The 23,443-nt window shown below is 66.9% G+C and carries 24 protein-coding genes; 10 read left to right on the top strand and 14 right to left on the bottom strand.

The genetic code is table 11. From position 1 onward, the window contains the following. Window positions 1–3: 3 nt before the first annotated feature. The 4 genes from ACQY9P_RS05055 to obgE are packed head-to-tail and all read right to left on the bottom strand — an operon-like array spanning window position 4 to window position 4,812. Entirely contained in the window at window positions 4–1,539 is a 1,536-nt protein-coding gene (locus ACQY9P_RS05055; RefSeq protein ID WP_421736355.1) for a UbiD family decarboxylase, read from the bottom strand. Between the two features lie 47 nt (window positions 1,540–1,586). Then, window positions 1,587–2,609, bottom strand: a complete 1,023-nt coding sequence (locus ACQY9P_RS05050) for a cupin-like domain-containing protein (RefSeq protein WP_421736356.1) — start codon at window positions 2,607–2,609, stop codon at window positions 1,587–1,589. Between the two features lie 5 nt (window positions 2,610–2,614). After that, window positions 2,615–3,751 (bottom strand): glutamate 5-kinase, encoded by a 1,137-nt coding sequence (gene proB, locus ACQY9P_RS05045; protein ID WP_421736357.1) that lies wholly within the window; start codon window positions 3,749–3,751, stop codon window positions 2,615–2,617. Further along, window positions 3,748–4,812, bottom strand: a complete 1,065-nt coding sequence (gene obgE, locus ACQY9P_RS05040) for a GTPase ObgE (RefSeq protein WP_421736358.1) — start codon at window positions 4,810–4,812, stop codon at window positions 3,748–3,750. Before obgE ends, proB begins: the two co-directional genes overlap by 4 nt. A gap of 175 nt (window positions 4,813–4,987) precedes the next feature. On the opposite strand from obgE, the gene ACQY9P_RS05035 reads away from it, so the two are divergent. Then, window positions 4,988–5,947: a hypothetical protein gene (locus ACQY9P_RS05035; protein ID WP_421736359.1), complete on the top strand. Its 960-nt coding sequence runs from the start codon at window positions 4,988–4,990 to the stop codon at window positions 5,945–5,947. Window positions 5,948–6,068: 121 nt separating this feature from the next. Here ACQY9P_RS05035 and ACQY9P_RS05030 read toward each other — a convergent pair whose 3' ends face one another. The 3 genes from ACQY9P_RS05030 to rplU all read right to left on the bottom strand — a co-directional run bounded on the left by ACQY9P_RS05030 (window position 6,069) and on the right by rplU (window position 7,614). Continuing rightward, entirely contained in the window at window positions 6,069–6,602 is a 534-nt protein-coding gene (locus ACQY9P_RS05030) for a GNAT family N-acetyltransferase (RefSeq protein WP_421736360.1), read from the bottom strand. Window positions 6,603–6,793: 191 nt separating this feature from the next. After that, window positions 6,794–7,063 (bottom strand): 50S ribosomal protein L27, encoded by a 270-nt coding sequence (rpmA, locus tag ACQY9P_RS05025; RefSeq protein ID WP_421736361.1) that lies wholly within the window; start codon window positions 7,061–7,063, stop codon window positions 6,794–6,796. Between the two features lie 32 nt (window positions 7,064–7,095). After that, window positions 7,096–7,614 carry a 50S ribosomal protein L21 gene (rplU, locus tag ACQY9P_RS05020; protein WP_421736362.1) on the bottom strand — a complete coding sequence of 173 codons (519 nt, stop codon included), beginning with the start codon at window positions 7,612–7,614 and terminating at the stop codon, window positions 7,096–7,098. A 199-nt stretch (window positions 7,615–7,813) separates the two neighbouring features. On the opposite strand from rplU, the gene ACQY9P_RS05015 reads away from it, so the two are divergent. From ACQY9P_RS05015 to ACQY9P_RS05005, 3 genes are all read left to right on the top strand, one after another. Then, window positions 7,814–8,443 (top strand): hypothetical protein, encoded by a 630-nt coding sequence (locus ACQY9P_RS05015; RefSeq protein WP_421736363.1) that lies wholly within the window; start codon window positions 7,814–7,816, stop codon window positions 8,441–8,443. Between the two features lie 43 nt (window positions 8,444–8,486). Next, window positions 8,487–9,605, top strand: coding sequence for a CobW family GTP-binding protein (locus ACQY9P_RS05010; RefSeq protein WP_421736364.1), 1,119 nt, complete (start codon window positions 8,487–8,489; stop codon window positions 9,603–9,605). A 99-nt stretch (window positions 9,606–9,704) separates the two neighbouring features. Next, entirely contained in the window at window positions 9,705–9,857 is a 153-nt protein-coding gene (locus tag ACQY9P_RS05005; protein WP_421736365.1) for a hypothetical protein, read from the top strand. Here the strand turns inward: ACQY9P_RS05005 and ACQY9P_RS05000 are convergent. From ACQY9P_RS05000 to ACQY9P_RS04980, 5 genes are all read right to left on the bottom strand, one after another. After that, window positions 9,854–10,699, bottom strand: a complete 846-nt coding sequence (locus ACQY9P_RS05000; protein ID WP_421736366.1) for a hypothetical protein — start codon at window positions 10,697–10,699, stop codon at window positions 9,854–9,856. The genes ACQY9P_RS05005 and ACQY9P_RS05000 overlap by 4 nt on opposite strands. Window positions 10,700–10,788: 89 nt before the next feature. After that, complete coding sequence (locus ACQY9P_RS04995; protein WP_421736367.1) at window positions 10,789–11,922, bottom strand: acyltransferase family protein; 1,134 nt, start codon at window positions 11,920–11,922, stop codon at window positions 10,789–10,791. 70 nt (window positions 11,923–11,992) lie between these two features. Continuing rightward, window positions 11,993–13,099: an endo-1,4-beta-xylanase gene (locus ACQY9P_RS04990; protein ID WP_421736368.1), complete on the bottom strand. Its 1,107-nt coding sequence runs from the start codon at window positions 13,097–13,099 to the stop codon at window positions 11,993–11,995. Further along, window positions 13,096–13,929, bottom strand: coding sequence for a WecB/TagA/CpsF family glycosyltransferase (locus tag ACQY9P_RS04985; RefSeq protein ID WP_421736369.1), 834 nt, complete (start codon window positions 13,927–13,929; stop codon window positions 13,096–13,098). Before ACQY9P_RS04985 ends, ACQY9P_RS04990 begins: the two co-directional genes overlap by 4 nt. A 205-nt stretch (window positions 13,930–14,134) precedes the next feature. Continuing rightward, the gene (locus tag ACQY9P_RS04980; protein WP_421736370.1) at window positions 14,135–14,584 is read right to left on the bottom strand and encodes a biopolymer transporter ExbD; all 450 of its coding nucleotides are present in this window, start codon (window positions 14,582–14,584) and stop codon (window positions 14,135–14,137) included. Window positions 14,585–14,796: 212 nt separating this feature from the next. Between ACQY9P_RS04980 and ACQY9P_RS04975 the strand changes: the two genes are divergently transcribed. Beyond that, window positions 14,797–15,828, top strand: a complete 1,032-nt coding sequence (locus ACQY9P_RS04975) for a WD40 repeat domain-containing protein (protein WP_421736371.1) — start codon at window positions 14,797–14,799, stop codon at window positions 15,826–15,828. On the opposite strand, the gene ACQY9P_RS04970 is transcribed toward ACQY9P_RS04975, so the two are convergent. After that, window positions 15,825–16,487 carry a nitroreductase gene (locus ACQY9P_RS04970; RefSeq protein ID WP_421736372.1) on the bottom strand — a complete coding sequence of 221 codons (663 nt, stop codon included), beginning with the start codon at window positions 16,485–16,487 and terminating at the stop codon, window positions 15,825–15,827. The genes ACQY9P_RS04975 and ACQY9P_RS04970 overlap by 4 nt on opposite strands. 89 nt (window positions 16,488–16,576) lie before the next feature. Between ACQY9P_RS04970 and mtgA the strand changes: the two genes are divergently transcribed. Then, the gene (mtgA, locus tag ACQY9P_RS04965) at window positions 16,577–17,266 is read left to right on the top strand and encodes a monofunctional biosynthetic peptidoglycan transglycosylase (RefSeq protein WP_421738253.1); all 690 of its coding nucleotides are present in this window, start codon (window positions 16,577–16,579) and stop codon (window positions 17,264–17,266) included. Between the two features lie 16 nt (window positions 17,267–17,282). Next, window positions 17,283–17,828: a GNAT family N-acetyltransferase gene (locus ACQY9P_RS04960; protein WP_421736373.1), complete on the top strand. Its 546-nt coding sequence runs from the start codon at window positions 17,283–17,285 to the stop codon at window positions 17,826–17,828. On the opposite strand, the gene ACQY9P_RS04955 is transcribed toward ACQY9P_RS04960, so the two are convergent. Continuing rightward, window positions 17,829–18,569, bottom strand: coding sequence for a LytTR family DNA-binding domain-containing protein (locus ACQY9P_RS04955; protein ID WP_421736374.1), 741 nt, complete (start codon window positions 18,567–18,569; stop codon window positions 17,829–17,831). It abuts the gene before it with no gap. A 143-nt stretch (window positions 18,570–18,712) separates the two neighbouring features. On the opposite strand from ACQY9P_RS04955, the gene ACQY9P_RS04950 reads away from it, so the two are divergent. From ACQY9P_RS04950 to ACQY9P_RS04940, 3 genes are all read left to right on the top strand, one after another. After that, window positions 18,713–19,264, top strand: coding sequence for a DUF2306 domain-containing protein (locus ACQY9P_RS04950; RefSeq protein ID WP_421736375.1), 552 nt, complete (start codon window positions 18,713–18,715; stop codon window positions 19,262–19,264). A 1,001-nt stretch (window positions 19,265–20,265) separates the two neighbouring features. After that, a complete protein-coding gene (locus ACQY9P_RS04945) occupies window positions 20,266–20,976 on the top strand; it encodes a TetR/AcrR family transcriptional regulator (RefSeq protein ID WP_421736376.1) in 711 nt (236 codons plus the stop codon). Window positions 20,977–21,133: 157 nt separating this feature from the next. Then, window positions 21,134–23,383: a TonB-dependent receptor gene (locus tag ACQY9P_RS04940; protein ID WP_421736377.1), complete on the top strand. Its 2,250-nt coding sequence runs from the start codon at window positions 21,134–21,136 to the stop codon at window positions 23,381–23,383. Window positions 23,384–23,443: the final 60 nt, after the last annotated feature.

Genomic DNA, 23,443 nt, shown 5'->3' with positions numbered 1-23,443 from the left:
GAACTACTTCGCCTTCCAGATGGGCTTGCCGTCGCCGGGCAGGCCGAGCCGCGCCCACTTCTCACTGACCGTGTCGATCACGGCCTGATCCATGCGGATCTCCTGGCCCCATTCGCGATGGGTCTCGGGCGGCAGCTTGTCGGTGGCGTCCAGACCGATCTTCGACCCCAGGCCGCTCTCGGGACTGGCGAAGTCGAGATAGTCGATGGGCGTGTGCTCGATCACCGTGATGTCCCGCGCCGGGTCCATCTTGGTGGAGATCGCCCACATCACGTCCTTCCAGTCGCGGGCGTTGATGTCGTGGTCCACGACGATCACCCATTTGGTGTACATGAACTGGCGCAGATAGCTCCAGACGCCCAGCATCACCCGCTTGGCGTGGCCCGGATAGGCCTTTTTCATTGAGACCACGGCGATGCGATAGCTGCAGCCCTCGGGCGGCAGCCAGAAGTCGACGATCTCGGGAAACTGCTGGCGCAGCAGCGGGATGAACACCTCGTTGAGCGCCTCGCCCAGCACCGAGGGCTCGTCCGGCGGCCGGCCGGTGAAGGTGGTCAGGTAGATCGGGTTCTTGCGCATGGTGATCGCCGTCACCTGGAAGATCGGGAACTTCTCGACGCTGTTGTAATAGCCGGTGTGGTCGCCATAGGGGCCTTCGTCGGCGTACTCGTCGAGCAGGACGTGGCCTTCCAGCACGATCTCGGCATGGGCGGGCACCATCAGCGGCACGGTCTTGGCGGCCACCAGATCGACCTTGGCCCCGCGCAGCAGACCGGCGAACTGATACTCCGACAGCGTATCGGGCACCGGCGTCACGGCGGCCAGGATGGTGCCGGGATCGGCGCCCAGCACGGCGCAGGCGGGCAGGGGCTCACGCTTGCCGGCCTGCTTGTGGCGGGCATAGTGCTGGGCCCCGCCGCGATGGGCCAGCCAGCGCATGATGCAGCGGTCCTTGCCCAGAACCTGCATGCGGTAGATGCCGAGATTGAAGTCGTCCTCGCGGTCCTTGCCGGGACCCTTGGTGACGATCAGCGGCCAGGTGATCAGCGGGGCCGGCTCGCCGGGCCAGCAGGTCTGGACGGGCAGTTTCGACAGATCGATGTCATCGCCGGTCAGGACGATTTCCTGCACCGGGGCCTTCTTCACCGTGCCTGGCCGCATGGCCATGACGGTCTTGGCCAGGGGCAGCATGTCCAGGGCGTCCTTAAGGCCCTTGGGCGGCTGGGGCTGACGCAGGAAGGCCAGCAGTTCGCCCACTTCGCGCAGTTCACCGGCGGTGGTGCGCGGCTCGCCGCCCAGGGTGACGCCCATGGCCACGCGCTTGACGGTGCCGAACAGGTTTGCCAGGGCCGGCATGGGCGAGCGCGACCCATCGGGCAGGATGACATTCTCGAACAAAACCGCGGGCCCGCCGGTGGCCAGCAGGCGCGTCTGGATCTCGGTCATCTCCAGCACGGTGGAGACCGGTTCGGTCACGCGGACCAGCTCGCCCTGCGCCTCCAGGACGTCGATGAATTCGCGCAGGGACCGATAGGCCATGGGGACTCCTTGGAACGGGCGGAACCTAGCGGGTTTTTCGAGTCTGGCTACGCCTGGCTCAAGGTGCTGATCAGGATGGCGCGGATGCGGGCGATATGCTCGGGCGTCATTTCACCCAGAGAGCCGCGCCGGTCGGGCGGAATATGCGCCACCGGGTCGCCATGGGTCTTGAACACGAAGTGATCGAACACGCCGCGCCAGATCTCGCGTTCGCTGGGCGAGAGCTCGCGGATCGAGGCCAGGGCGTGTAGCAGGGCCTCCAGCGGACGGCCCAGCGTGGCGCGCGGCTCGGTCCACCAGTAGTTCACCAGCACGGTGAAGGGATCCAGCGACTCGACATTGTGGAACCAGAAATAGGGGATGTAGATCGCGTCCCCTGGCTCCAGCTCCGCCACCTGCGCCTGCCGCCAGGCTTCGGCGAAGCGCGGGAAGCGGTCCAGGTCCGGCTGAGCGACATCCACCAGGCTGACCGGCGGACCGGCCGGCGTGAATTCCAGCGGGCCCAGATAGAGGTTCTTCAGCTGGTCCGGCGGAAACAGGGTGAAGCGCCGCCGACCCGCCACCGCGCAGGCGATGTTGTAGTTCATGTCGAAATGGGTCGCCGTGGTGATGGCGTTGCCGATCCAGATACGCGGTCCGACCTCGGCGTCCAGCAGCGGCTGACCATTGGCCTCGCTGAACCCGGGCAGGGCCGCGGCCGTCGGCGTCGACTGCACGGCCAGGGCCGGCGGTTCAGGACTCTGGCGGAACGACAGCAGCGCCTTCAGGGCTTCGCCCAACGGAACCGAGCGTCGACGGAAGTTCAGGCCGCCCATGTCGTCGGTGTAGAAGAACCGCCCGCCGATCTCGGGGCCGCCGTTCAGAATGGTGATCGGCTTGCCGGCGTCCAGGCCCATCAGATAGCCGGCCATCGCCTCGTCGGAGGTTTGGCCCGCCCGCGTGGCGGGCCAGTGGGCGACTAGGCCCTTCAGGATGGCGGGCTGATTGGCCGGCATGATTTCGTCGCGAAAGGTGTCGCGGGTGACATCGCGCCATTCGCGCGTCCGGACCGGAGCGGGCGACGGCGGCATGACGGCTATTCCGCGACCGCCAGATCGTCGGCGTGGATCATCGGACCCTCGGTGAAGCCCAGCTCCGCCTCGATGGCGTCGGAGCGCAGGCCGGCGATGCGGTGGGCGTCGGCGCTGTCGTAGCGGATCAGGCCGCGGGCCACCTCGCGGCCGGTCTCGTCGCGCACCCGCACGGCGTCGCCCTTGTCGAAGGGACCTTCGACGGCGCGGACGCCCGCCGCCAACAGGCTCTTGCCCTTGGCCAGAGCAGCGGCGGCGCCGGCGTCGACCGACACCCAGCCCTGCGGCGCCAGCGACCCGGCGATCCAGGCCTTGTAGGCGGCGGCGGGACTGGCTCCGGCCTCGAACAGGGTCGCCTTGGCCCCCTCTTCGATGGCCCGCAGCGGATGCGGGCGCGAGCCCAGGGTGATCAGGGTGGCGCAGCCGGCGGCGCGCGCGATGCGGGCGGCGGCGATCTTGGTGGCCATGCCGCCGGTGCCGACGCCGGACGCGGCGTTCGCGCCGCCGGCCATGGCCTCGATACTGGGCGTTATCTCGGAGATCACGGCCAGGTGCTCGGCGGCCGGATCACGGCGGGGATCGGCCGTGTAGAGGCCGTCGATGTCCGACAGCAGAACCAGCAGGTCGGCCCCGGCCAACTGGGCCACGCGGGCGGCCAGGCGGTCGTTGTCGCCGTAGCGGATTTCCTCGGTGACGACGGTGTCGTTTTCATTGACCACGGGGACGACCCCCAGGTTCAGCAGGGTTTCGACCGTGGCGCGGGCGTTCAGCCAGCGGCGACGCATCTCGGTATCGTCGCGGGTCATCAGGATCTGGGCCACGCCGAGATCGTGCGGCTCGAAGGCTTCCTCCCACGCTCGCATCAGCAGCGATTGACCGGCGGCGGCCGCCGCCTGTTTCTCGGGCAAGGTCAGGGACCGGCGGCCGGTCAGGCCCAGGCGGCGACGGCCCAGGGCCACGGCCCCGGACGACACCACCACCACCTGCTGCCCCCGGGCGCGCAGGAGCGCGGCGTCGTCACAGAAGGCCTTCAGCCAGGCGTTGTTGGCCGCGCCGGTCTCGGCGTCGACCAGCAGCGCCGAGCCGACCTTGAAGACGATACGTCTGGCCTTGGCCAGCGGCCCGGCCGGGGCCTGGCTCACGGGTTCCAGCCCCCGGGGGTCTCCGGGACGTGGTCTTCTTCCTCGTCGATTTCCTCGATCTCGTCGCCCCGGCGAACGCGAACCTCGCGATAGGCGGCGCGCAGCATTTCCTTCACGCCCTTGCCCGACACGCCCGAGACGAGGCGCGGCCTAACGCCCGTGGCGGCCTCAAGCTCGGCGACCTTCTCGGCGATGGTCTCCTCGTCGAGGGCGTCGACCTTGTTCAGGGCCAGGATCTCGGACTTGTCGCCCAACTCGTCGCCATAGGCTTCGAGCTCGCCCCGGATGGTGGTCCAGGCGCCGACGATGTCGTCCTGGGTGGCGTCCACGAGGTGGATCAGCACCGCCGAGCGCTCGACATGGCCCAGGAAGCGCGTGCCCAGACCCGCGCCTTCCGAGGCGCCCTCGATCAGTCCGGGAATGTCAGCCAGAACGAACCGCTCGCTGGTCGACAGATCCACGACGCCTAGGTTGGGTGTCAGGGTGGTGAAGGGATAGTCGGCGATCTTGGGCTTGGCGGCGGTGGCCGCCGCCAGGAAGGTCGACTTGCCGGCATTGGGCAGACCCACCAGGCCGACATCGGCGATCAGCTTCAGGCGCAGCCACAGCCAGCGCTCTTCGCCTTCCTGGCCGGGATTGGCGTATTTGGGGGCCTGGTTCACCGGACCCTTGAAGTGCAGGTTGCCCCAGCCGCCGTTGCCGCCCTTGCACAGGCGCACCGTCATGCCCGCCGTGTCGAGGTCGGCGATCAGGGTTTCCTTGTCCTCTTCCAGCACCTGCGTGCCGACGGGAACCTTCAGGGTGATGTCCGCGCCCGCCGCGCCATGGCGCCCGCGGCCCATGCCATGGATCCCGGTCTCGGCCTTGAAGTGCTGCTGGTAGCGGTAGTCGATCAGGGTGTTGAGACCGTCCACGGCCTCGATCCAGATATCGCCGCCACGGCCGCCGTCGCCGCCGTCGGGGCCACCGTATTCAATGTACTTCTCGCGTCGGAACGAGACAGCGCCGCCGCCGCCGTTGCCGGAGCGGATATAGATCTTGCACTGGTCCAAAAACTTCATGGACGTCTTTTGTCCCAAGGCGCTTGCTGCGTCGAGCCGAAATGGCGCGAAGGCCGTGAACAGAAGGCCGGATTGAACGCTGTTCGGCCGTGTGACGAAATGTTAAAACACGTTGTGCGACAAAGCGTCTTGCTGCGAAACCGCCGTTTTTTCCTCGGCGGAGGGGAGGCTAGCGTTGACCACGGCACCAGACGTCGGAGTGGAATTGGCGAAGGACCTGCGGGACCTGACGCTCCAGACGCTGTGTAAGAAGTATGCCGGCGAGGCGTCGATCCATCGCAACATCCTGATGAGCCGGGGAACCGGCGTGGTCGGGACCTGGCGGGATTTTCGAGCCTTCCTTACCGATATCGGAACCCGGCCGAGCCCCGAGCACGGGCTTGTTCTGATCAATCGCACCGAACGCACCTATGGCCCCGGCCGCGCGCGCTGGATGACTCCCGAGGAGCAGGCCGCGCACGAGGAAGAGTTCGACCGCATCCAGGCAGAGAAGAAGCGCGAAGAGCAGCTTCTGCTTCATCAGTCGGCAGCTATGAAGCGAGCGTCCGCGCCGAACGCCGCGTCGTTTGGCCAATGGACGCCGATGGGTGGCCAGCAGGTGGCCTATAGCGACGTCGCCAAGCGGCTGAACATTCCGGTCACCGCGCTTTCGAAAACCATGCCCGCGGGTCGTTCGGCCGACGAACTGGTCAAGCGCTCCGCGGCCGCCGGCGACCTGATCAATCAGGACGCCACCTGGCTGCCGCCGGACCCCGCCCGCAAGGCGGGCTTCTTCGAGGCCTTCCGGATCTGGCACATGCAGGTCCAACCCCAGTTCACCCGCGCCGCGACCCCAACCTTCCTGTTCCTCTACATCGCCCTGCCGGTGATGAAGCAGTGCCGGGACGAACTGATGGATCTGGATCTCTGGAACCCGCTGGGCCAGAGAGCCATGAGCGCGCGCGACGCCCACCTGTCGTGGAAAAAGTACTGCGAGTTCATGCCGCGGGCCCAGGTGGCGTTGATGGAAATCCCCATCTACGCCACCTATTCCCTGCTGTCGGACCTGGACGCCCTGTGCGAGCGCATCGTCACCGCCGAAAGGCGGTTCCGCGAAGGCCCGCAGAAGGTCATCGCGACCCACCGCGCGGCCTAGAGCCCTTTCCGACCTGATAGTTTCATCGGGGTCGGGCGAAAAGGGCTCTAAATCAAAAGTTTAGAGCATTTTTCTATCCGATAACCGTTTCACACTTATCGGAAAATGCTCTAGCCGGCGCTCACGCGAGCCACACCATCATTCGCGTCGCGACAGCCTCGCCGCGCGCGACCGACGGCTTTGTCTCGACGACGCCCGTATAGAGAAATCCGGACTTGATCAGCACCTGACCCGAGGCGGGATTGTCGGCGAAGTGGCCGGCGACGACCAGCTTCTTGCGCCATGTTTGCCGGGTCCAGCTCAGGGCGCCCTGACAGGCTTCGGTGGCCAGGCCTCGCCCCCAGTAGGGCTTGCCGATCCAGTATCCGATCTCAAGATGACCGCCCGGCGGCGTGAAAAGGCCCAGCACGCCGATCACACCCTCGTCTTCCAGGTCGATGGCGAAGGTGTTGTCCCGCCGGCGGTCCTGCGCCTGGCAGCGCGCGACGAAGTCTTCGGCGTCGGCGCGGCCATAGGGCCAGGGCATCCGCGTGGTCATGCGGGAAATGTCGCGATCGCCGCCCAGCGCCGTCAGGCGCGAGACGTCGGCCATGGCCGGCGCGCGCAGCGTGATCCGCCGAGTCTCGATCTGGGGACTAATGTCGATGACGCACATCGTACGCCTCCCGGTTTCTCGGCCCCTCTTTGCTCGGGGACCGTGACGCCGCCATGGCGATTCGGTGCTTCATGGCGTCGCAGACAAAACAAAAGCGGGGAGCCCGGCGTTTCCCGGACTCCCCGCTTAGGTTCGTCTGTCCGGGTCGTCTTCTCGTCCGAGAAGCGCGACCCGAAAAAGTCGAGTGCGTGCTACTCGGCCGGTTGCGCGGTCGGCGCTACCGTTACGTAGGTGCGGTTATGCTTCTTGGTCACGAACTTCACCGCGCCTTCGACGAGCGCGAAGAGGGTGTGATCCTTGCCGATGCCGACACCGGCGCCCGGCCAGAACTTCGTGCCGCGCTGACGGATGATGATGTTGCCGGCGAGAACCTTCTCGCCGCCGAACTTCTTCACGCCAAGGCGGCGGCCGTCTGAATCGCGACCGTTGCTGGACGAGCCGCCTGATTTTTTGTGAGCCATCTTGCTCTCCTAATCTCTAGAGGCGCAGCCGCTTAGGCTTCGCCGTCTTCCGGGGCGGCTGCGGCCTTCTTCGGCGCGGCCTTCTTCTTCGGGGCGGCTTCAGCGGCCGGAGCCGCGGTCTTGGCGACCGGGATCGAGGCTACGTCAGCGACAGCCTTGTCGCCGAGGCCGCGAGCGCGGGCGTCCAGGATCAGCTTCGGGGTCAGATCGACCACACCGTCCCACTTGGTTTCCTTGCCGGCGCCGGCGACCGAGGTCACGCGGATGACCGACTCGGTCTGGCGGTGACCGCGGGTGCGGCGATAGCCCTGACGGCGGATCTTCTTGAAGATCTTCACCTTCTCACCCTTGCGGGTTTCGATCAGGGTGCCGGAGACGACAGCGCCGTCCACGAGAGGGGCGCCGACCGTCACGGCCTCGCCTTCGCCAAGCATCAGGACTTCGCCGAAAGCGACTTCCGCGCCTGGTTCACCGTCGAGCTTTTCGACAACCAGCAGGTCGCCGGCTTGGACCCGGTACTGCTTGCCGCCGGTTTTGATCACCGCGTACATAGGTTAGCGCCTTAAGAAACGTGCGTTCGCAAAATAGGGAACGCCCGCAAGGAAACCCGGCGGGCGAGGGGGCGGACTTATACAGCCGGTCGACGTTGAGTCAACGGTCTCGGACAGATTCCCGGGCAGGAAACGCAAGCCCGGTCCGAATTCGGATTTGGGCTGGAACGTTACAATATAACAGTATATAGCCTTGGCCGTGAACTCAACCTTCTTCGCCTCGATCGCCGCCACCGGTTTCGCCGTGGCCTTCCTGCACGCGGCCCTGCCCACGCACTGGCTTCCGTTCGTGCTGGTTGGCCGCGCGCAGAAGTGGTCTACGGGCCGCACCCTCGGCGTCACCCTGCTGGCGGGGCTGGGCCATGTAGGCTTGACGATCGTGCTGGGCCTTGTCCTGGTTGTCGCTGGACTGGCCCTGCAGCCCAGCCTGGGCGGCGTGTTCCACTGGATCGTTGGGGGGCTGATGACCGCTGTCGGCGTCTTCTACATCCTGCGCGGCCGTCACAACCACGCCCTGCCCGAGGCGGGACGCAGGGCCTACGCCTCGGACCGCGCCGCCATCGCGGCCCTGGTCACGCTTCTTACCCTGTCCCCCTGCGAGGCCTTTCTGCCCTACTATCTGGCGGGCATGGAACACGGCTGGCGGGCGTTCCTGGTGCTGAGCGCCGTGCTGATGGCGGCCACTTCGGCGGGCATGCTGATCTTCACGGGCCTCAGCCTGGCCGGGTTCAAGCGCCTGGGCCTGCAATGGGTGGAACGCTACGAGGAAACTATCCTCGGCGCGGCCCTGGTCGTGGTCGGTCTGGCCGTAGCCTTCTTCAAGACCTGACAGCGGGCTTCCGCCCGGGCTTCCGACCCCCTAAATAGCGGCCATGACCAACATCGCCCCCGCCACCACCGGCAAGATCCCCGTCACCGTGCTGACCGGCTATCTCGGCGCCGGCAAGACCACCCTGCTCAACCGCATCCTCACCGAGAAGCACGGCAAGCGCTACGCCGTGATCGTCAACGAGTTCGGCGAGGTCGGCATCGACAACGACCTGGTGGTCGGGGCCGACGAGGAAGTGTTCGAGATGAACAACGGCTGCGTCTGCTGCACGGTGCGCGGCGACCTGATCCGGGTTCTGTCGGGCCTGATGAAGCGCAAGGGCGGCTTCGACGCCATCATCGTCGAGACGACCGGCCTGGCCGACCCGGGCCCGGTGGCCCAGACCTTCTTCGTCGACGAGGACGTCAAGGCCCGCACCCAGCTGGATTCGGTCACCGCCGTGGTCGACGCCAAGCACATCATGCTGCGTCTGGGCGACAGCCGCGAGGCCGTCGAGCAGATCGCCTTCGCTGACCAGATCGTGCTCAACAAGACCGACCTGGTGTCGGAGGATGACCTGCGCCACGTTGAGGCCCGGATCCGTCGGATCAACCCGCTGGCCCCGATCCACCGCGCCCAGCGCTCGAATGTTCCGCTGTCGGCGATCCTGGGCAAGCACAGCTTCGACCTGGAGCGGATCACCGAGCTGGAGCCGGACTTCCTCAACCCCGCTCATGGCGAGGCCGGCCACGTCCATGACGAGCACTGCGGCCATGACCACCATGATCACGACCATGATCATGGCCACGTGCACGACGAACATTGCGGCCACGATCATGGTCATCACCATGACCATGGGCATGACCACGCCAGCGCGATCCATGATGACGGGGTCAAGGGTGTCTCCCTGACCCTGGAACGGCCCGTGGACGGTCAGAAGATCACCGTCTGGCTCAATGACCTGCTGGCCCGTCGCGGGCCCGACATCCTGCGCGCCAAGGGCATCATCGACGTGAAGGGCGAGGATCGCCGTCTGGTCTTCCAGGCCGTGCACATGATCCTGGAGGGCGACTTCCAGCGCGCGTGGACCGACGCCGACAAGCGCTACAGCCGGATGGTCTTCATCGGCCGCGACCTGGACGAGGCTGAACTGAAGGCCGGCTTCGAGGCCTGCGCGGCTTAAGCTCTAGCGGCGGGGGCGATTGGCGCCCCCCTTGCGACGGGTCTCTCGAGCACCGGCGTTCCGAGCCGTTTTGGAACGCCGTCCGACGGAGACTTCGCCTTGACCCTCGCCGCCTTCACGCTGAACGATCGTCTGCTGGCCACCGTCCATCTGGTCGCCAACATTCTGGTTTGGCTGCTGCTGCTCGCGCCCTTGGCTGTCGTCGCCCTGATGGCTGGGGGATTCAACGCGGCCAAGCGCCGAAAATCCTAAGTCTGAGACGGCGCGTCGGCGGGCGCGGCGCTCCAGCCCGCCACGATTTGCTGCATCAACCGGCTGACCAGGCTGTTCGTCATCGGCGTCTGGTCGAGATCGGCGCGAGCCTGATCGCGTAGTCCACCCAGTTCACGGCTCAGATAGCGGGTCGTTCCCGCCGGGCCTGAATCGCGTTCGATCAGGTCGGCCCTCATCTGGTCCAGCCGGGCTTGCCGCTGTTCGGGGGTCAAAGGCTCGGACGGCGGCGAAACTTGCCCACCAGCCGCGGGTTCCTCGCCATAAGCGCGCGTCGCGTCCCGCAGCCGATCGGCGATTCCAGCCGGCAGTTCGTCGATCGATCTGATCGCCGAGGCCGGGATGTGCAGTCGGCGCGCGACCATGATTTCATCCCGCTGCAACAGACCGTCGCTGTCCCCAGCCACTTTCAGGTAGGTCACGTCTGGCGAGTAGCCGGCGTCGAGAGCGGCCGCCTGCTTGATCGCCGCTTCAGCCTTCATCTCGTCGGCGCTGAGCGCGCCGTCGCCGTCCGCGTCGGCCCGTGCGAACAGGGCTTTGATGATTTCCTCTTGGGTTTGAGGCGCTTGACCGGTCTGGGCTGAGAGCATGGCGTTCAGCGTGTCAGCGCCGAAGGTGCTCGACGGCGTCATCTCCGCCCGGACGACCCGGCCGTCACCGTTGGCGTCGAGGGCATTGAAGGCGGCGTCGGCCTTGGAAAAGCTGGTTCCAGCCGCGCTCATCTCATCGAACGACACGGCGTCGTCGGCATTGGTGTTCAGGCGGTCGAACAGTCGCTGGTAGAGCTGCTGGGTCAAGGTCCCGCCGCTGGTGATCGCCGTCATCGCGTCCCTCTGCATGCGCCGCGTTCGATGGCGGCGTCAGGAGGACAAGCAAGTATCGCGCCAGGGTTGTGGGCGTATCGAAGGTGGCGCTAGCTGCGCGCCTCGATCGTCTGGTGCGTTGCGGAGGCGCCTGCGGGCCTACGGCCCGGCGTCACGTAGGGCTTCAGCTTCTGAGCCGGAGTATAGACGAAGCGGTAGCTCAGTTCGGCGAAGATCCACGATAGGGCCACCACGAACGGAAGGGCCGCAAGCTGGGTCGAGCGGGGCGCGGTCTCGATGATCCCGGTGAAGCCCACCGCCATGCCGCCCAGGGTCAGGGCCAGCATGTGCCAGAGATAGGCGGCATAGGACCGCCGGCCCATCCAGCGCAGCGGCGCGATTTCCAGGATCCTGACCAGAGGCGCGGCGCGGGGCGCGGCCACCAGCGGCAGGATGATGCCGACCAGGGCCAGGCCCTGCACCGAATAGCGCAGGGTCTCGCGGAAGATCGGCTCGCGATAGGCCAGGGACGCCAGCATGGTCGCGGCGCCCGCGCCGAACACCAGCCAGGTTCGGCGCTGAACAAACGTCATGGCGGCCGGCCATTTGCGTTCGATCACGGCGGCCAGGCAGCCCCAGGCGATCGAGTCGATCCGGCACTCGGTGGCCTTGTAGGTATAGACTTCCGACACGTGCAGCACCGCATAGGCATAGGTTCGCCACGCCGCCGCCCCGATGATCGCGATCAGGAACAGCGCGGCCAGTCTGCGCGGGACGAAACCGCACAACAGCATGGCCAGGGGCATGACGAGGTAGAAGTGCTCCTCGACGGCCAGCGACCAGAGGTGTCCGGTGACGGCGCAGTTACCGCAGTCGCCCAGACCGCTGATGATGTAGTAGTTGGTCCAGTAGGTCAGGCCCGCCAGCGCCTGAAGCGGCTGCATGTGCTGACCCAGAAGCGGTCCGACGATGAAGCTCAGGACCAGCAGCAGCACCAGCATTTCCGGCAGCAGGCGCAGGGTCCGGCGACCATAGAATCGCAGCAGGTCGACGCCGCCGTTCTTGTCGCGTTCGGACCACAGCAGTCGGGTGATCAGAAAGCCGCTGATGAAGAAGAAGATCGTCACGCCCATGCCGCCGGGGATCAGGTCACCCAGGCCGACATGTCCCAGAATCACCATGCTGACCGAGGCGGCGCGCAGGCCGTCCAGTCCGGCGACGTAATCCTTGTGCTGACCGCTCATCGGCGAGCCCTCCGCGCAACGTGCGGTCGACGCTATCGACCTAGTCTTAAAATTTGATCGGAGCGTTGGCCTAGCGGCCCTGCAGCACGTCGATCAGGGTCCAGAACGTCTCCTTGGGCTGGGCCTCGTCGTCGAACAGCAGCGGCGCGTCGGTGTGGTCCTTGACCCAGGTCGCGGTGCGCAGCCATGAGTCCTTGTCGCGCACGCCCCAGATGGTGAATGCGTATTGCTGCTTCTCGGGCAGGGCGACGAAGGCTTCCATCGCTTCGCGATAGAGGCGGCTCTGGGCCTTGAGCCTGTCGGTCCGCGACATGAAGCTGACCTTGTCGGACTGCAGCGAGCAGTCGAACTCGGAGAAATGCACTGGCAGGCCCAGGCTGGCGGCGTCCCGGAGGGCGGCGGTGATCTGGCCGGGCGGCAGCTCGAAATTCACGTGGTTCTGGGTGCCGATGCCGTCGATCGGGACGCCGCGCTTGAGCATCGACTCGACGAAATTCAGAAACCTGGCCCGCTTCTTCGGATTGCTCTCCAGGCCGTACTCGTTGACGAACAGCAGGGCGTTGGGATCGGCTTCCCGCGCCGCCTCGTGGGCGCGAATGAAGTGTCCTTCCAGGCCCAGATTTCGGGTCCAGATCGACTCGCGCAGGGTCTCGCCGTCGTCATTGATCGGCTCGTTGACCACGTCCCAGGCCCGTGCCCGACCGGCATAGCGACCGGCGACGGCCTGGATGTATTGGCCATAGGCGGTGTCGAACGCCTTTCTGTCGCCTTCCAGCTTCTGGAAGGCGGGCGGGTTGTCGATGTACCAGATCAGGGTGTGGGCGTGCAGGGCCTGGCGATGGGCCGTGCAGAAGTCGGCGATTCGGTCGCCGCCGTCGAAGCGGAGCGCGCCGTCAGGCTGAAGGATGTATTCCATCTTCAGCTCGTAGCCGCTGGTGATCTGCGAGAACTGCGAGCCGGCCACGGCGTCGAACGCCGTCCCGAACTGGTCCGAGACGATCTCCGTGCCGATCTGGAACGGCGCCAGGTCTTTCAACAGCGGAACAGGACCCGTCCGGGTCGCGCGCGGGCCGGTGTCGGCCGCCGCCTTGCCCGCGCCGCGACCGCAGGCGGCCAGAGCCAGGGCCGAGGCCAGAACCGAGCGTCGCGCCATCTGGCCGGCGAGCGGCGGGATCATCGCAGCACGCCGCGCGGTTCGGCGGCGACGGTCGAGGGCGGCTGGCCCGAGGTCGCGCCCAGGGCGAGGGCCAGGAACAGCATGGCGCATTCGGCATAGCGAATGGCCAGGCGGCGGGGGTTGGTCGCCAGCCGCCAGAACCACTCCAGCCGGCCACGTTGCATCCAGCCTGGAGCGCGGCGGGCTTCGCCCGAGATGAAGTCCAGAGCGGCGCCGACGCAGATGAAGCCCACGCCCGGGCAGCGGGCGGCCAGGGCGTCGGCCAGGATCTCCTGCTTGGGCGCGCCCAGGGAGACGAAGCAGATGCGGGCGTCGGACCTGTTGATCCGCTGGGCCATGGCGTCGAGATCCATGGCCGCCAGCATGGCCGCGCTGTCGCCCGAAGGCAATTGCGGGGCCTCGGCGCCGGCGACGCGCAGGCCCTCGAAACGCTGGGTCAGCTTTTCCAGGGCGCCGGCCTGGGCTCTCGGGCCGGGGCCGACAAAATAGACGCCCAGGTCGCGGGCGGCGGCGGCCTGGCACAGCGGCTCGACCAGATCGGCGCCCGTGGCGCGCTGCAGCTGGGTGTTCTTGCGGCCCGCCAGCCAGACGACGGGCCAGCCATCCGCGGTGACATAGGTCGCGCGGCGATAGGCGCCGCGAAAGGCGTCGTTCGAAGCCAGTTTGACGAGATGGTCCAGATTGACGGTGAACAGGGTGAAGCCCTCGCCCTGTTCCGCCCGGCGGATCGCCGCGGTGGCCGCGGTGTCGAGGGTCGGGAGGTTGATCCGCACCCCTTCGATCGACACGCCCTGGTTGGCGGCGCTTTCGCTGTTCCATTCGTTGAGCATTCGGCTCTCCCGGATCTTCCCTGGGGCCGTCCTGTTCGGAAACGGGACGGCCAGGGCCTTCAGGGAGGGTCGGTTTCAAGCGTCGTGCCGTGGGCGAGCGGAACTCGCCCACGGCACGATTTTTTACGATTGGCCGGGGAGCAAAGAAAAAGCCCCGGAAGCGTCGCTTCCGGGGCTCTTCGAATTTGGCTGTCGCCGAAGATCCTTAGTGGATGTCTTCGTTGATCAGGCCGACCTTGTACCAGCCAGCGGTTTGCAGCTGGTTCAGAACGCCCATGAAGTCGGCGTACAGCACGTCGGCGTCGGCGCGGATCATGACGCGCTGATCGTCCTTGGCGCCGGCTTGACCGGTCGCGGCGAACTTGGCGTCTAGATCGATCTCGAGGTTGTCGAGGCTGGTCTGCTTGTCGGCCACATAGAGCGCGCCCGACTTCTGGATCGAGATGAAGACCGGCTCTTTGGGCTTGGGCGCGTTGGGCGGCGGGATCGTCGCCGGCGGGAGGTCAACCTTGATCGCCACGGTGGCCATCGGGACGGCGACCATGAAGATGATCAGCAGAACCAGCAGGATGTCCACGAAGGGCGTGACGTTGATTTCGGAGTTCTGGCCGAGAGAGTAGCGACCACCGCCACCGCCAGAGAGTTTAGCCGCCATAGCCTGACTGTCTCCCAAGGGCCGCGTCACTCGCGGTCCCGCAATTGTTAGGTCGCCACGTCTGGCTCAGACGGGCTCGGAAGTAAAGCCCGACGACGCAGCGCAATGGCAACCCCCTTTTTGACTCTTTGTGAGGTAACGCCGTTCGCATCGGAGAGGGCGCCGGCGCCGTCCGGCTAGGCGCCACGGCCCTGTCGGGGTATGGCGCGGGCATGATTTTCTCGTTCGACGCCTTTGTCACCGCCGCTCTTTTCGACAAGTCCGGTCGCGCCGCCTTCGCCCTGGGCGACGGCACCGTTCGCCTGCAGAGCGAAGAGGGCTATGTCACCGTCGAAGCGCATGGCGGCCCCATGGGTGGCGCGGCCCTTTGCGCCGTTGTGCATCCGTCGGGTCATGGCCTGATCACCGGCGGCGACGACGGCCGTCTGGTCTGGAGCCGAATCGACGGCGGCGAGGTGGTCGCCACTGTTCTGGCCGAGGTTCGGGGCAAGTGGATCGAGCACGTGGCCGCCAGCCCCGCCTCGGGCCTGATCGCCTTCACCGCCGGCCGCGAGGCGCATGTGATCGACGTGGCCGATCCGGCCTTCTCGCGGGTCTTCGCCCACGAAAAGACCGTCTCTGGGCTGGCCTTCGATCCCAAGGGCCGGCGCCTGGCCACGGCCGCCTATGGCGGCGCCCAGCTGTGGTGGGCCAGGATCGCGGAACAGAAGCCGCAGGTGCTGAAATGGGCCGGCAGCCACATCGCCGTGGCCTTCAGTCCGGACGGCAAGTTCCTAGTTTCCTCGATGCAGGAGAATCAGCTGCACGGCTGGCGCCTGGGCGACGGCAAGGACATGCGGATGGGCGGCTATCCCGCCAAGATCAAGAGCATGGCCTTCTTCGACAAGGGCGCCCTGATGGTCACGGCCGGCGCCAATGGCGCGGTGGTCTGGCCGTTCGCCGGCGCCAGCGGCCCGATGGGCAAGGAAGCCGCCGAGATCGGGTTCTCACGCGATTCGATGGTGGTCCGGGTGGCGGGGCTCGACACCCAGCCGGTGGCGTTCGCCGGCCAGGACAACGGCAAAATCTGGGCGGCGCACATGCGCAACGGCCGAATCGAGACCCTGAAGGCCGAGAAGGGCGCCGCGATCAGCGCCCTTGCGGCCTCTCCGGACGGCAAGCGTCTGGCCTGGGGCGACGAGGACGGCGAGGCGGGGGTCATCGACATCCCCGACATCAGCGCGCCCCGGACCTTCGCGGGCTAGAACCCCTTCAGCTCGCCCCAGGTCTCGAACGCATCGCGCCGCGAGCGCCAGGTGTTCACCGGGGCGGTCTCGTCGCGATAGCCCAGGGCCATGCCGGAAAACAGCATGTGGCCCTCGGGCAGGCCGACATGGTCATGGACCACCTGGTGATAGTGCGACCAGAATTCCTGGGCGCAGGTGTCCAGGCCCTTTTCGACGGCCAGGAGCATGAAGGTCTGCATGAACATGCCCACATCGCTCCATTGCGGCGGGCCGCAGCGGCGATCGATCGAGAAGAACAGCTGCACCGGCGCGCCGAAGCCCTGGCCGTTGCTGGCGAACCATTGCAGGCGAGCCATCTTGTCCTCGCGGGGAATGCCCAGCGCCCCATAGAGGTCTTCGCCGACCTGGAAGCGGCGGCTGCGCAGGGGGTCCCAGAGGTTGGCCGGATAGACGTCGTATTCCGGCGTGTCGGGCGAGGCGACCCGCGTCTGCATCGTCGCCAGCAGGGCCTTCAGCGGCTCGCCCGAGACGGCCTGGACGCGCCACGGCTGCAGGTTGCCGCCCGAGGGCGCCCTGGCGGCGGCTTCCAGCAGGTCGCGCACGACGGTCCCGTCCACCGGATCAGGCTTGAAGGCGCGCACCGACATGCGGCGATTGACGGCGTCGAGAACATCCATTCCGAACTCCCAGGCTCTTGCTTTTCAAGCCCCCGCGACAGGGACGTCTCAGGTCGCTAGCATCCGGCCGCAGCGTCAAGACAAGCAGGATCTGGGGACGATACGTGAAGCTGTTGCGGAATATCTTTCTGGCGCTGTTCATCGTGCTGGTCGCGGGGCCGGTGCTGGCGGTGATCGTGTTCCGCTTCGTGCCGCCGCCGGTCACGCCGCTGATGGTCATCCGCGCCGTCGAGGGCAAGGGCCTGGATCATCGCTGGCGGTCGATCGACACGGTCTCGCCGGCCCTGCCGCGCGCCCTGATCGCCGCCGAGGACGCCAAGTTCTGCGACCATCACGGCTTCGATTTCGACGCCCTGCAGAAGGCCTATGCCAGCAATGAGAAGGGCGGCCGGATCCGCGGCGGCTCGACCATCAGCCAGCAGACCGCCAAGAACATCTTCCTGTGGCCGGGGCGCTCCTATGTCCGCAAGGGGCTGGAGGCCTGGTTCACCGTGCTGATCGAGACCTTCTGGGGCAAGAAGCGGATCATGGAGGTCTATCTGAACTCCATCGAATACGGCCCTGGCATCTATGGGGCCGAGTCCGCCTCGCGCCGCTATTTCGGGATCGGCGCCGACAAGCTGTCCCAGGCCCAGGCCGCCCGCCTAGCCGCCATCCTGCCCAGCCCGCTGAAGTGGAAGGTGGTCAAGCCGGGCAAGTATGTCGCCAAGCGGTCGCGCAAGATCACCCGGGCTTCGGGAACGGTTCGCCGCGACGGCCTGGCCGCCTGCGTGCTCTGAAGAGAAGGAACGTCCGATGACTGTCGCGCCCGGTCCCGTGCTTGAAACCGATCGCCTGATCCTGCGCCCGACGGCCAGCGAGGACCTGGACGCCTGGGCCCGGATGATGGCCGACGCCGAGGCCGCGCGGTTCATCGGCGGCGTCCAGCCCCGATCGCCCGCCTGGCGCTTCATGGCGACCATGGCCGGTTCATGGGTGCTGAAGGGCTTTGGCATGTTCTCGGTGATCGAGAAGTCCAGCGGCCAGTGGGTGGGCCGGATCGGTCCCTGGCAGCCCGAGGACTGGCCTGGAACCGAGGTCGGCTGGGGGCTGGCCCGCGAGGCCTGGGGCAAGGGCTATGCGGTCGAGGCCGCGACGGCGACGATCGACTGGGTGTTCGACCATCTGGGCTGGGACGAGGTGATCCACTGCATCGACCCCGAAAACACGCGATCGCAAAAGGTCGCCCAGCGTCTGGGTTCGATCAATCGCGGACCGGGTCGGATGCCGGCGCCGTACCAGGATCATGTCATCGACCTCTGGGGCCAGACGGCGGCTGAGTGGCGGGCGCGGCGGGGCTGATCAGAACCATCCGGCGTCGCGCAGCGCCTTGGCGTAGGCCCGGCTGACCGGCGCCTCGACGCCGCCGCGCACCGACAGGACGGCCCGGCCGTCGGCGCGCCGGGCGTCCTCGACCGCGTCCCTGGCCACCCACCAGGAGCGGTGGGTCTGGGCGCCTTCGATGCCCTCCAGCTCGGCGATGGCGTCCGACAGGCGCAGCAGGATCAGATCCTGACCCTTCGAGGTGTGCAGGCGCAGATAGTGGTCCTCGGCCTGGACCGCGAACAGCTGGGCGCCGCGCAGCCGGGGCGGCAGGCGATCCAGGAAACGCGGCGCCGGCGCGCCGGCCGGGGCCGCGTGGGTCTCGGGCGGCTTGCGCTGGACCAGGGCGTTCAGCGCCGTCATCGCCGCGGTGATGATGAAGACGGGCGGCAGGAAGTAGGGCAGGGCCTCAGGCCGCGCCGATCCCCTGAACGCCAGCTCGGTGACCAGCCAGACCACCACGGTGAAGGGCAGGGTGATGCCGATACAGACCAGGGCGCCGTACAGCCACGGCCGCTCGTCGGCGCGGCCGTCGCGGCCGACGACCTGGCTGACGCCCGTGCCGACCACGGCCCCGGCCACGCACAGCCCGACCCAGTAGGCCAGGCGGACCGGCAGCGGCGCGCTGTTCATCCCGAAGGCGCCGACCATCGCCAGGAACACGCCGGCCACGGCCGAGACCGCGAAGCCGCGCAAGGCTTCCCGGCGAGTCAGCGCCATTCGCGAAGCGTGAACGGCGTCGGCCAGCCGTTCACGAAGCGAGGGCGGCGACTGACGCAACGACGATTGAGGCACGAGGTGGGGCGCTCCAGGAACGGGACATCGACGGCGCGAGGCGGCGCCACCGCGAAATGGAGATGAAGATGGCCGATCAAGACAAGTCAATGCGACGCGCCACCCTGAGCGGACGTTTCGGCGTCCTGGGCCTGGGCGTCGTGACGATGGCGATCCTGGCGGCGAACCCCGGCGTGGTCGCCGCGCCGGTCCGGTTCCTGGAGCGCGCGGGCTTTCATCCCCACGCGCCGGACCTGGCCCTGCTGGCCGCCGCGCCGCTGGTCATCCAGCTGCACATCGCCGGCGCCGTGACCGCCTTCGTGATCGGCTCGGTCCTGCTGGCCGGGGTCAAGGGCACGGGCCTGCACAAGCGTCTGGGCTGGATCTGGGTGGCCGCCATGGCCCTGACGGCGATCAGCTCGCTGTTCATCAAGGTGATCAATCCGGGCCATTTCAGCTTCATCCATCTGATCAGCGGCTGGACCCTGATCGCCCTGCCGATGGGGATCTTCGCCATCAAGCGCCGCGATGTTCGCCGGCATCGCCGGACCATGACCGGCATGTTCGTGGGGGGGCTGGTCATCGCCGGCCTGTTCACCTTCCTGCCGGGACGGTTGATGTGGCATGTGTTCCTGGGCTGAGGAGGGCCTGGCGGGCCTCAAGATCCTCCCCCTGGCGGGGGAGGTGGCCCGAAGGGCCGGAGGGGGAAGTCCCTTCTGTTCATGGCATCCCCTCTCCGTCGCCCTTTGGGCGACCCCTCTCCCACGGGGAGAGGATCTTGGAACGCACGGCTTTTCAGCCTCACGCGAGATCACTCGCTGAGTTTAGTGGGGAGGCGCGAAGCGGCCGGGGCGAACCCGGAGACCGTGATGTGTTTTTGCGTTTCGGCTCGACCAGTCCGCTTCGCCAAGCTGTTCTTGACCGTAAGGATTGGGGCACACGAGCGTCGGTTTCAGCTCTGATTCCCAATTAACCCCCGGACGGGCGCGCATCTTGTCGATCGGCTAATCCGTCTCGACGCCGACGATGTGCGATAGGCGGCTTCTGATCCCCGCCCTCTTCGACCCGCGCTCGCTCGGCCGACGGGCCCCTCGGCGTGCGGTCCGTCCTTCTGAGACAGCCCACACGCTTCGACCCGCCATCCAGGGCGTCGCGGCCCCGCTCAGCTTCATCACCCATCGCCGCTTTGGGCCGGTACTAGGCGCCCTCCCCTTGCGACGGGGACAAGGAGAAGTATCCACCCGTTTTTGGAGCGGGGGATACAGAAGGGCGAGAAAGTTGGAAGCGATTGATTTTGCTGCGTTCGATTCGCTGAACGCAGAGGATGGAGCGCGATAGATCCTCCCCCTGAAGGGGGAGGCGGCCGGAGGCCGGCGGGGGAAGACCGCAATGACTCAGCAGCACTTCCCCTCCGTCGGCGGAGCTTATCCTAGGGCCGGCCTCTGGCCGGTCCCGGGGGCCGACACCTCCCCCGCTAGGGGGAGGATCTTATGTCCGATCCCGACCAAACAGACCCCGGGCCCGTCTGTTGTCCGTACGACGGCGAGCGCGAACCTGGACCGCCCGCGCCTCATCCACCTTGCCACGCTCTCCCGGATGCGCCATCCGGGGGCAGCGCAATCAAGGCAGGCCCGAGAGTCGAATGACCGCAGCCAAGCCCCTCGCCCGTCCCGGCGGACGTGGCAGACCGTCCAAGGCCAAGGGTCTGGACCTCAAGGAAACCATCCTCGACGCGGCCGAGGGCCTGTTCGCGCGTCACGGCTTCTATGGCGTCACCACCCGCCAGGTGGCGGCCGAGGCCGGCGTCGACACCGCGCTGATCCACTACTATTTCGGCGCCAAGCGCGAGCTGTTCGACGCGGTGTTCCTGCGCCGGGCCGAGATCCTCAACCAGGCGCGCCTGGCCTCGATGGACCTGTATGTGAAGACCCATGCCGGGGGCATGACGGTGGAGGGCGTGATCGAGGCCTTCATCGAGCCGTTGCTGCGCATCTCCCAGGAGGGCGGCCAGGGCTGGAAGAACTATTTCGTGCTGGTGGCCCAGGTGAACAACACCCCGGTCTGGGGCGGCGAGACCATGACGCGGTTCTTCGATCCGGTGGTCCACAAGCTGGTCGAGACCCTGAAGGCCGCGCGTCCGGACGCGGCGTATCGCGACCTCTTCTGGTGCTACCAGTTCCTGACCGGCTCGATGATGCTGGCCCTTTCCGAGACCGGCCGGATCGACTCGCTGTCGGACGGCGAGTGCCATTCCAGCGATCTGGAGGCCGTGCGCGCCCGCCTGTTCGCCTACTGCGCGGCGGGGTTCGAGGCGGTGATCGCCCGCCAGAACCAGGCATCGTCCGTCGCCTGAATTACCATTTCATCATCTGATGAAAAAAGACTGGCGCGAATACGCCGGTTGAGTGACAGTGTGGCAATTCGCGGTTCGATGAATTCGCGAGCTCCGAACACGTGTCCGCCAAAAGGACCCGGTTCGGGTGGGCGGAACACAAGGGAGGGGAAACCCAATGACATCGATGTGGAAGGCTGCGCTGCTGGCTGGCGCTGCATGGACCGCGGCCGCGACGGCCGTCTCGGCCCAGGACGCGGCCCCGGCCGCCGCCCAGGGCGACCTGCAAGTCGAGCAGGTGGTCGTCACCGCGCGTCGGCGCGAGGAAAATCTCAAGGACGTGCCGGTGGCCGTCTCGGCCTATAGCGGCGAGACCCTGGCCCGCCAGGGCGGCGCGGACATCACCGTCCTGCAGCAGACGACCCCGAACATCACGGTGCAGACCGCCCGCGGTTCGAACTCGACCCTGATCTCCTATATCCGCGGCATCGGCCAGCAGGATCCGCTGTGGGGCTATGAGCCCGGCGTGGGCCTGTATGTCGACGACGTCTATGTGTATCGCCCGCAAGGCGCGGTGCTGGACGTGTTCGACGTGGAGCGCGTCGAAGTGCTGCGCGGCCCGCAGGGCACGCTGTACGGCCGCAACACCATCGGCGGCGCGATCAAGTACGTGACCAAGCGCCTGGGCGACGAGCCTCAGGCCAAGATCAAGGGCACCTACGGCAGCTATAACCAGACCGACCTGCTGGTCTCGGCCCAGACGCCGATCGGCGGCGGCCTGTCGGTGGGCGGCGCCTACGCCCTCTACAAGCGCGACGGCTTCGGCAAGAACCTGACCACGGGCGCCGAGCAGTACAACAAGGACGTCCAGGCCATCCGCCTGAGCGCCGAGTACAAGCCGACCGACGACCTGTTCTTCCGCCTGGCCTATGACAAGGTCGAGGACGACTCCAACCCGCGTCACGGCCACCGCGAACTGCCGACCCTGACGGGCGGCTACAAGGTGCTGGACGTCTATGACACCCAGGCGGGCCTGGGCGACAAGAACTCGGTGGTGACCGAAGGCGTGTCGCTGACCGGCCAGTACGACGCCACCGACCACCTGACCCTCAAGTCGATCACCGCCAGCCGCAAGGGTCACACCAAGACCGTCATCGACTTCGACGGCACCCCGCTGCCGACCCTCGACGTGCCGGCCAAGTATGACGACCGGTCGTTCTCGCAGGAACTGCAGGCGGTCTATTCGGACGAGAACGTCCAGGGGGTGTTTGGCCTCTACTACATGAACAGCCAGGCTTCGGGCGAGTTCGACACCATCGCCGGCAACCTGGGCCTGGCCATCGCCGACGGCGGCAAGGTCAGCACCCAGAGCTTCGCGGCCTTCTTCGACTTCAGCGCCAACCTGACCGACAAGTTCAAGGTCTCGCTGGGCGCCCGCGCCACGCGCGATCACAAGCGCAGCAACACCTTCCGCCTGTTCTATCTGGGCGCCACGCCGACGCCGTTCCAGGGCGGCGCCCAGCGTCCGATCCTGCAGACGCGCACCAACTACAGCGCCACGACGACCTTCTCGCAGTTCACGCCGCGCCTGTCGGCGTCGTACGAGCTGTCGGACGACCTGAACACCTATGTCTCGTACTCGAAGGGCTTCAAGTCGGGCGGCTGGGACATGCGCGGCGACGCCCTGATCACCCCGCAGACCGTCAATGGCTATCAACCCGAAACGGTCGACGCCTACGAAACCGGCCTGAAGGGCTATCTGTTCGACCGTCGCGTCTCGTTCGCTTCGGCCGCCTTCCTGTCGAAGTACAAGGGCCAGCAGGTCTCGACCCAGGTGGTGGTGCCCAGCGGCATCGCCAGCTCGATCGACAACGCCGGCGCCTCGACCCTGTACGGCGTCGAGTTCGAAGCCAAGGCCAAGCTGGCCGCCAGCCTGTCGGGCAGCGTGGCGCTGGGCTACATCCACGCCAAGTACGACACCTTCAACCGCTTCGTGCCGGCCGGCGCGCCCAACCCGCTGAACCCTTCGCAGGTGATTCCGGCGGGCGGCCAGGTGGTCAACGTGGCCGACCTGTACGGCTTCCAGAACACGCCGGAATGGACGGGCAATGTCAGCCTGACCTGGACGACCGACGTGGCCGGCGGCCTGCTGGCCGTGACCCCGATGGTCAGCTATCGCGACAGCTACCAGCAGTTCGAACAGCCCCTGCCGCTGCTCGACCAGAAGGCTTTCACCCTGGTGGACCTGACGGCGATCTGGACGGCGCCGGGCGGCGGCTACAAGCTGTCCCTGACCGGCAAGAACCTGACGGACGAGCGTTATCGTACGGGCGGCTATAATTTCGGCGTCGCGACGTATAACAACTCGGTCATCGGCTTCTACGGCCCGCCGCGTACGGTGTCGGCGAGCGTCGAACTGGCATTCTGATCTAGGTAAAAACTGGCGTCGGCGCGCTGCAACGCGCCGACGCCATTTCTTTGCGTAAAA

Source organism: Caulobacter sp. (genome assembly GCF_965279145.1).
Classification (GTDB): domain Bacteria; phylum Pseudomonadota; class Alphaproteobacteria; order Caulobacterales; family Caulobacteraceae; genus Caulobacter.
This window is presented reverse-complemented; position numbering and strand designations above follow the sequence as displayed.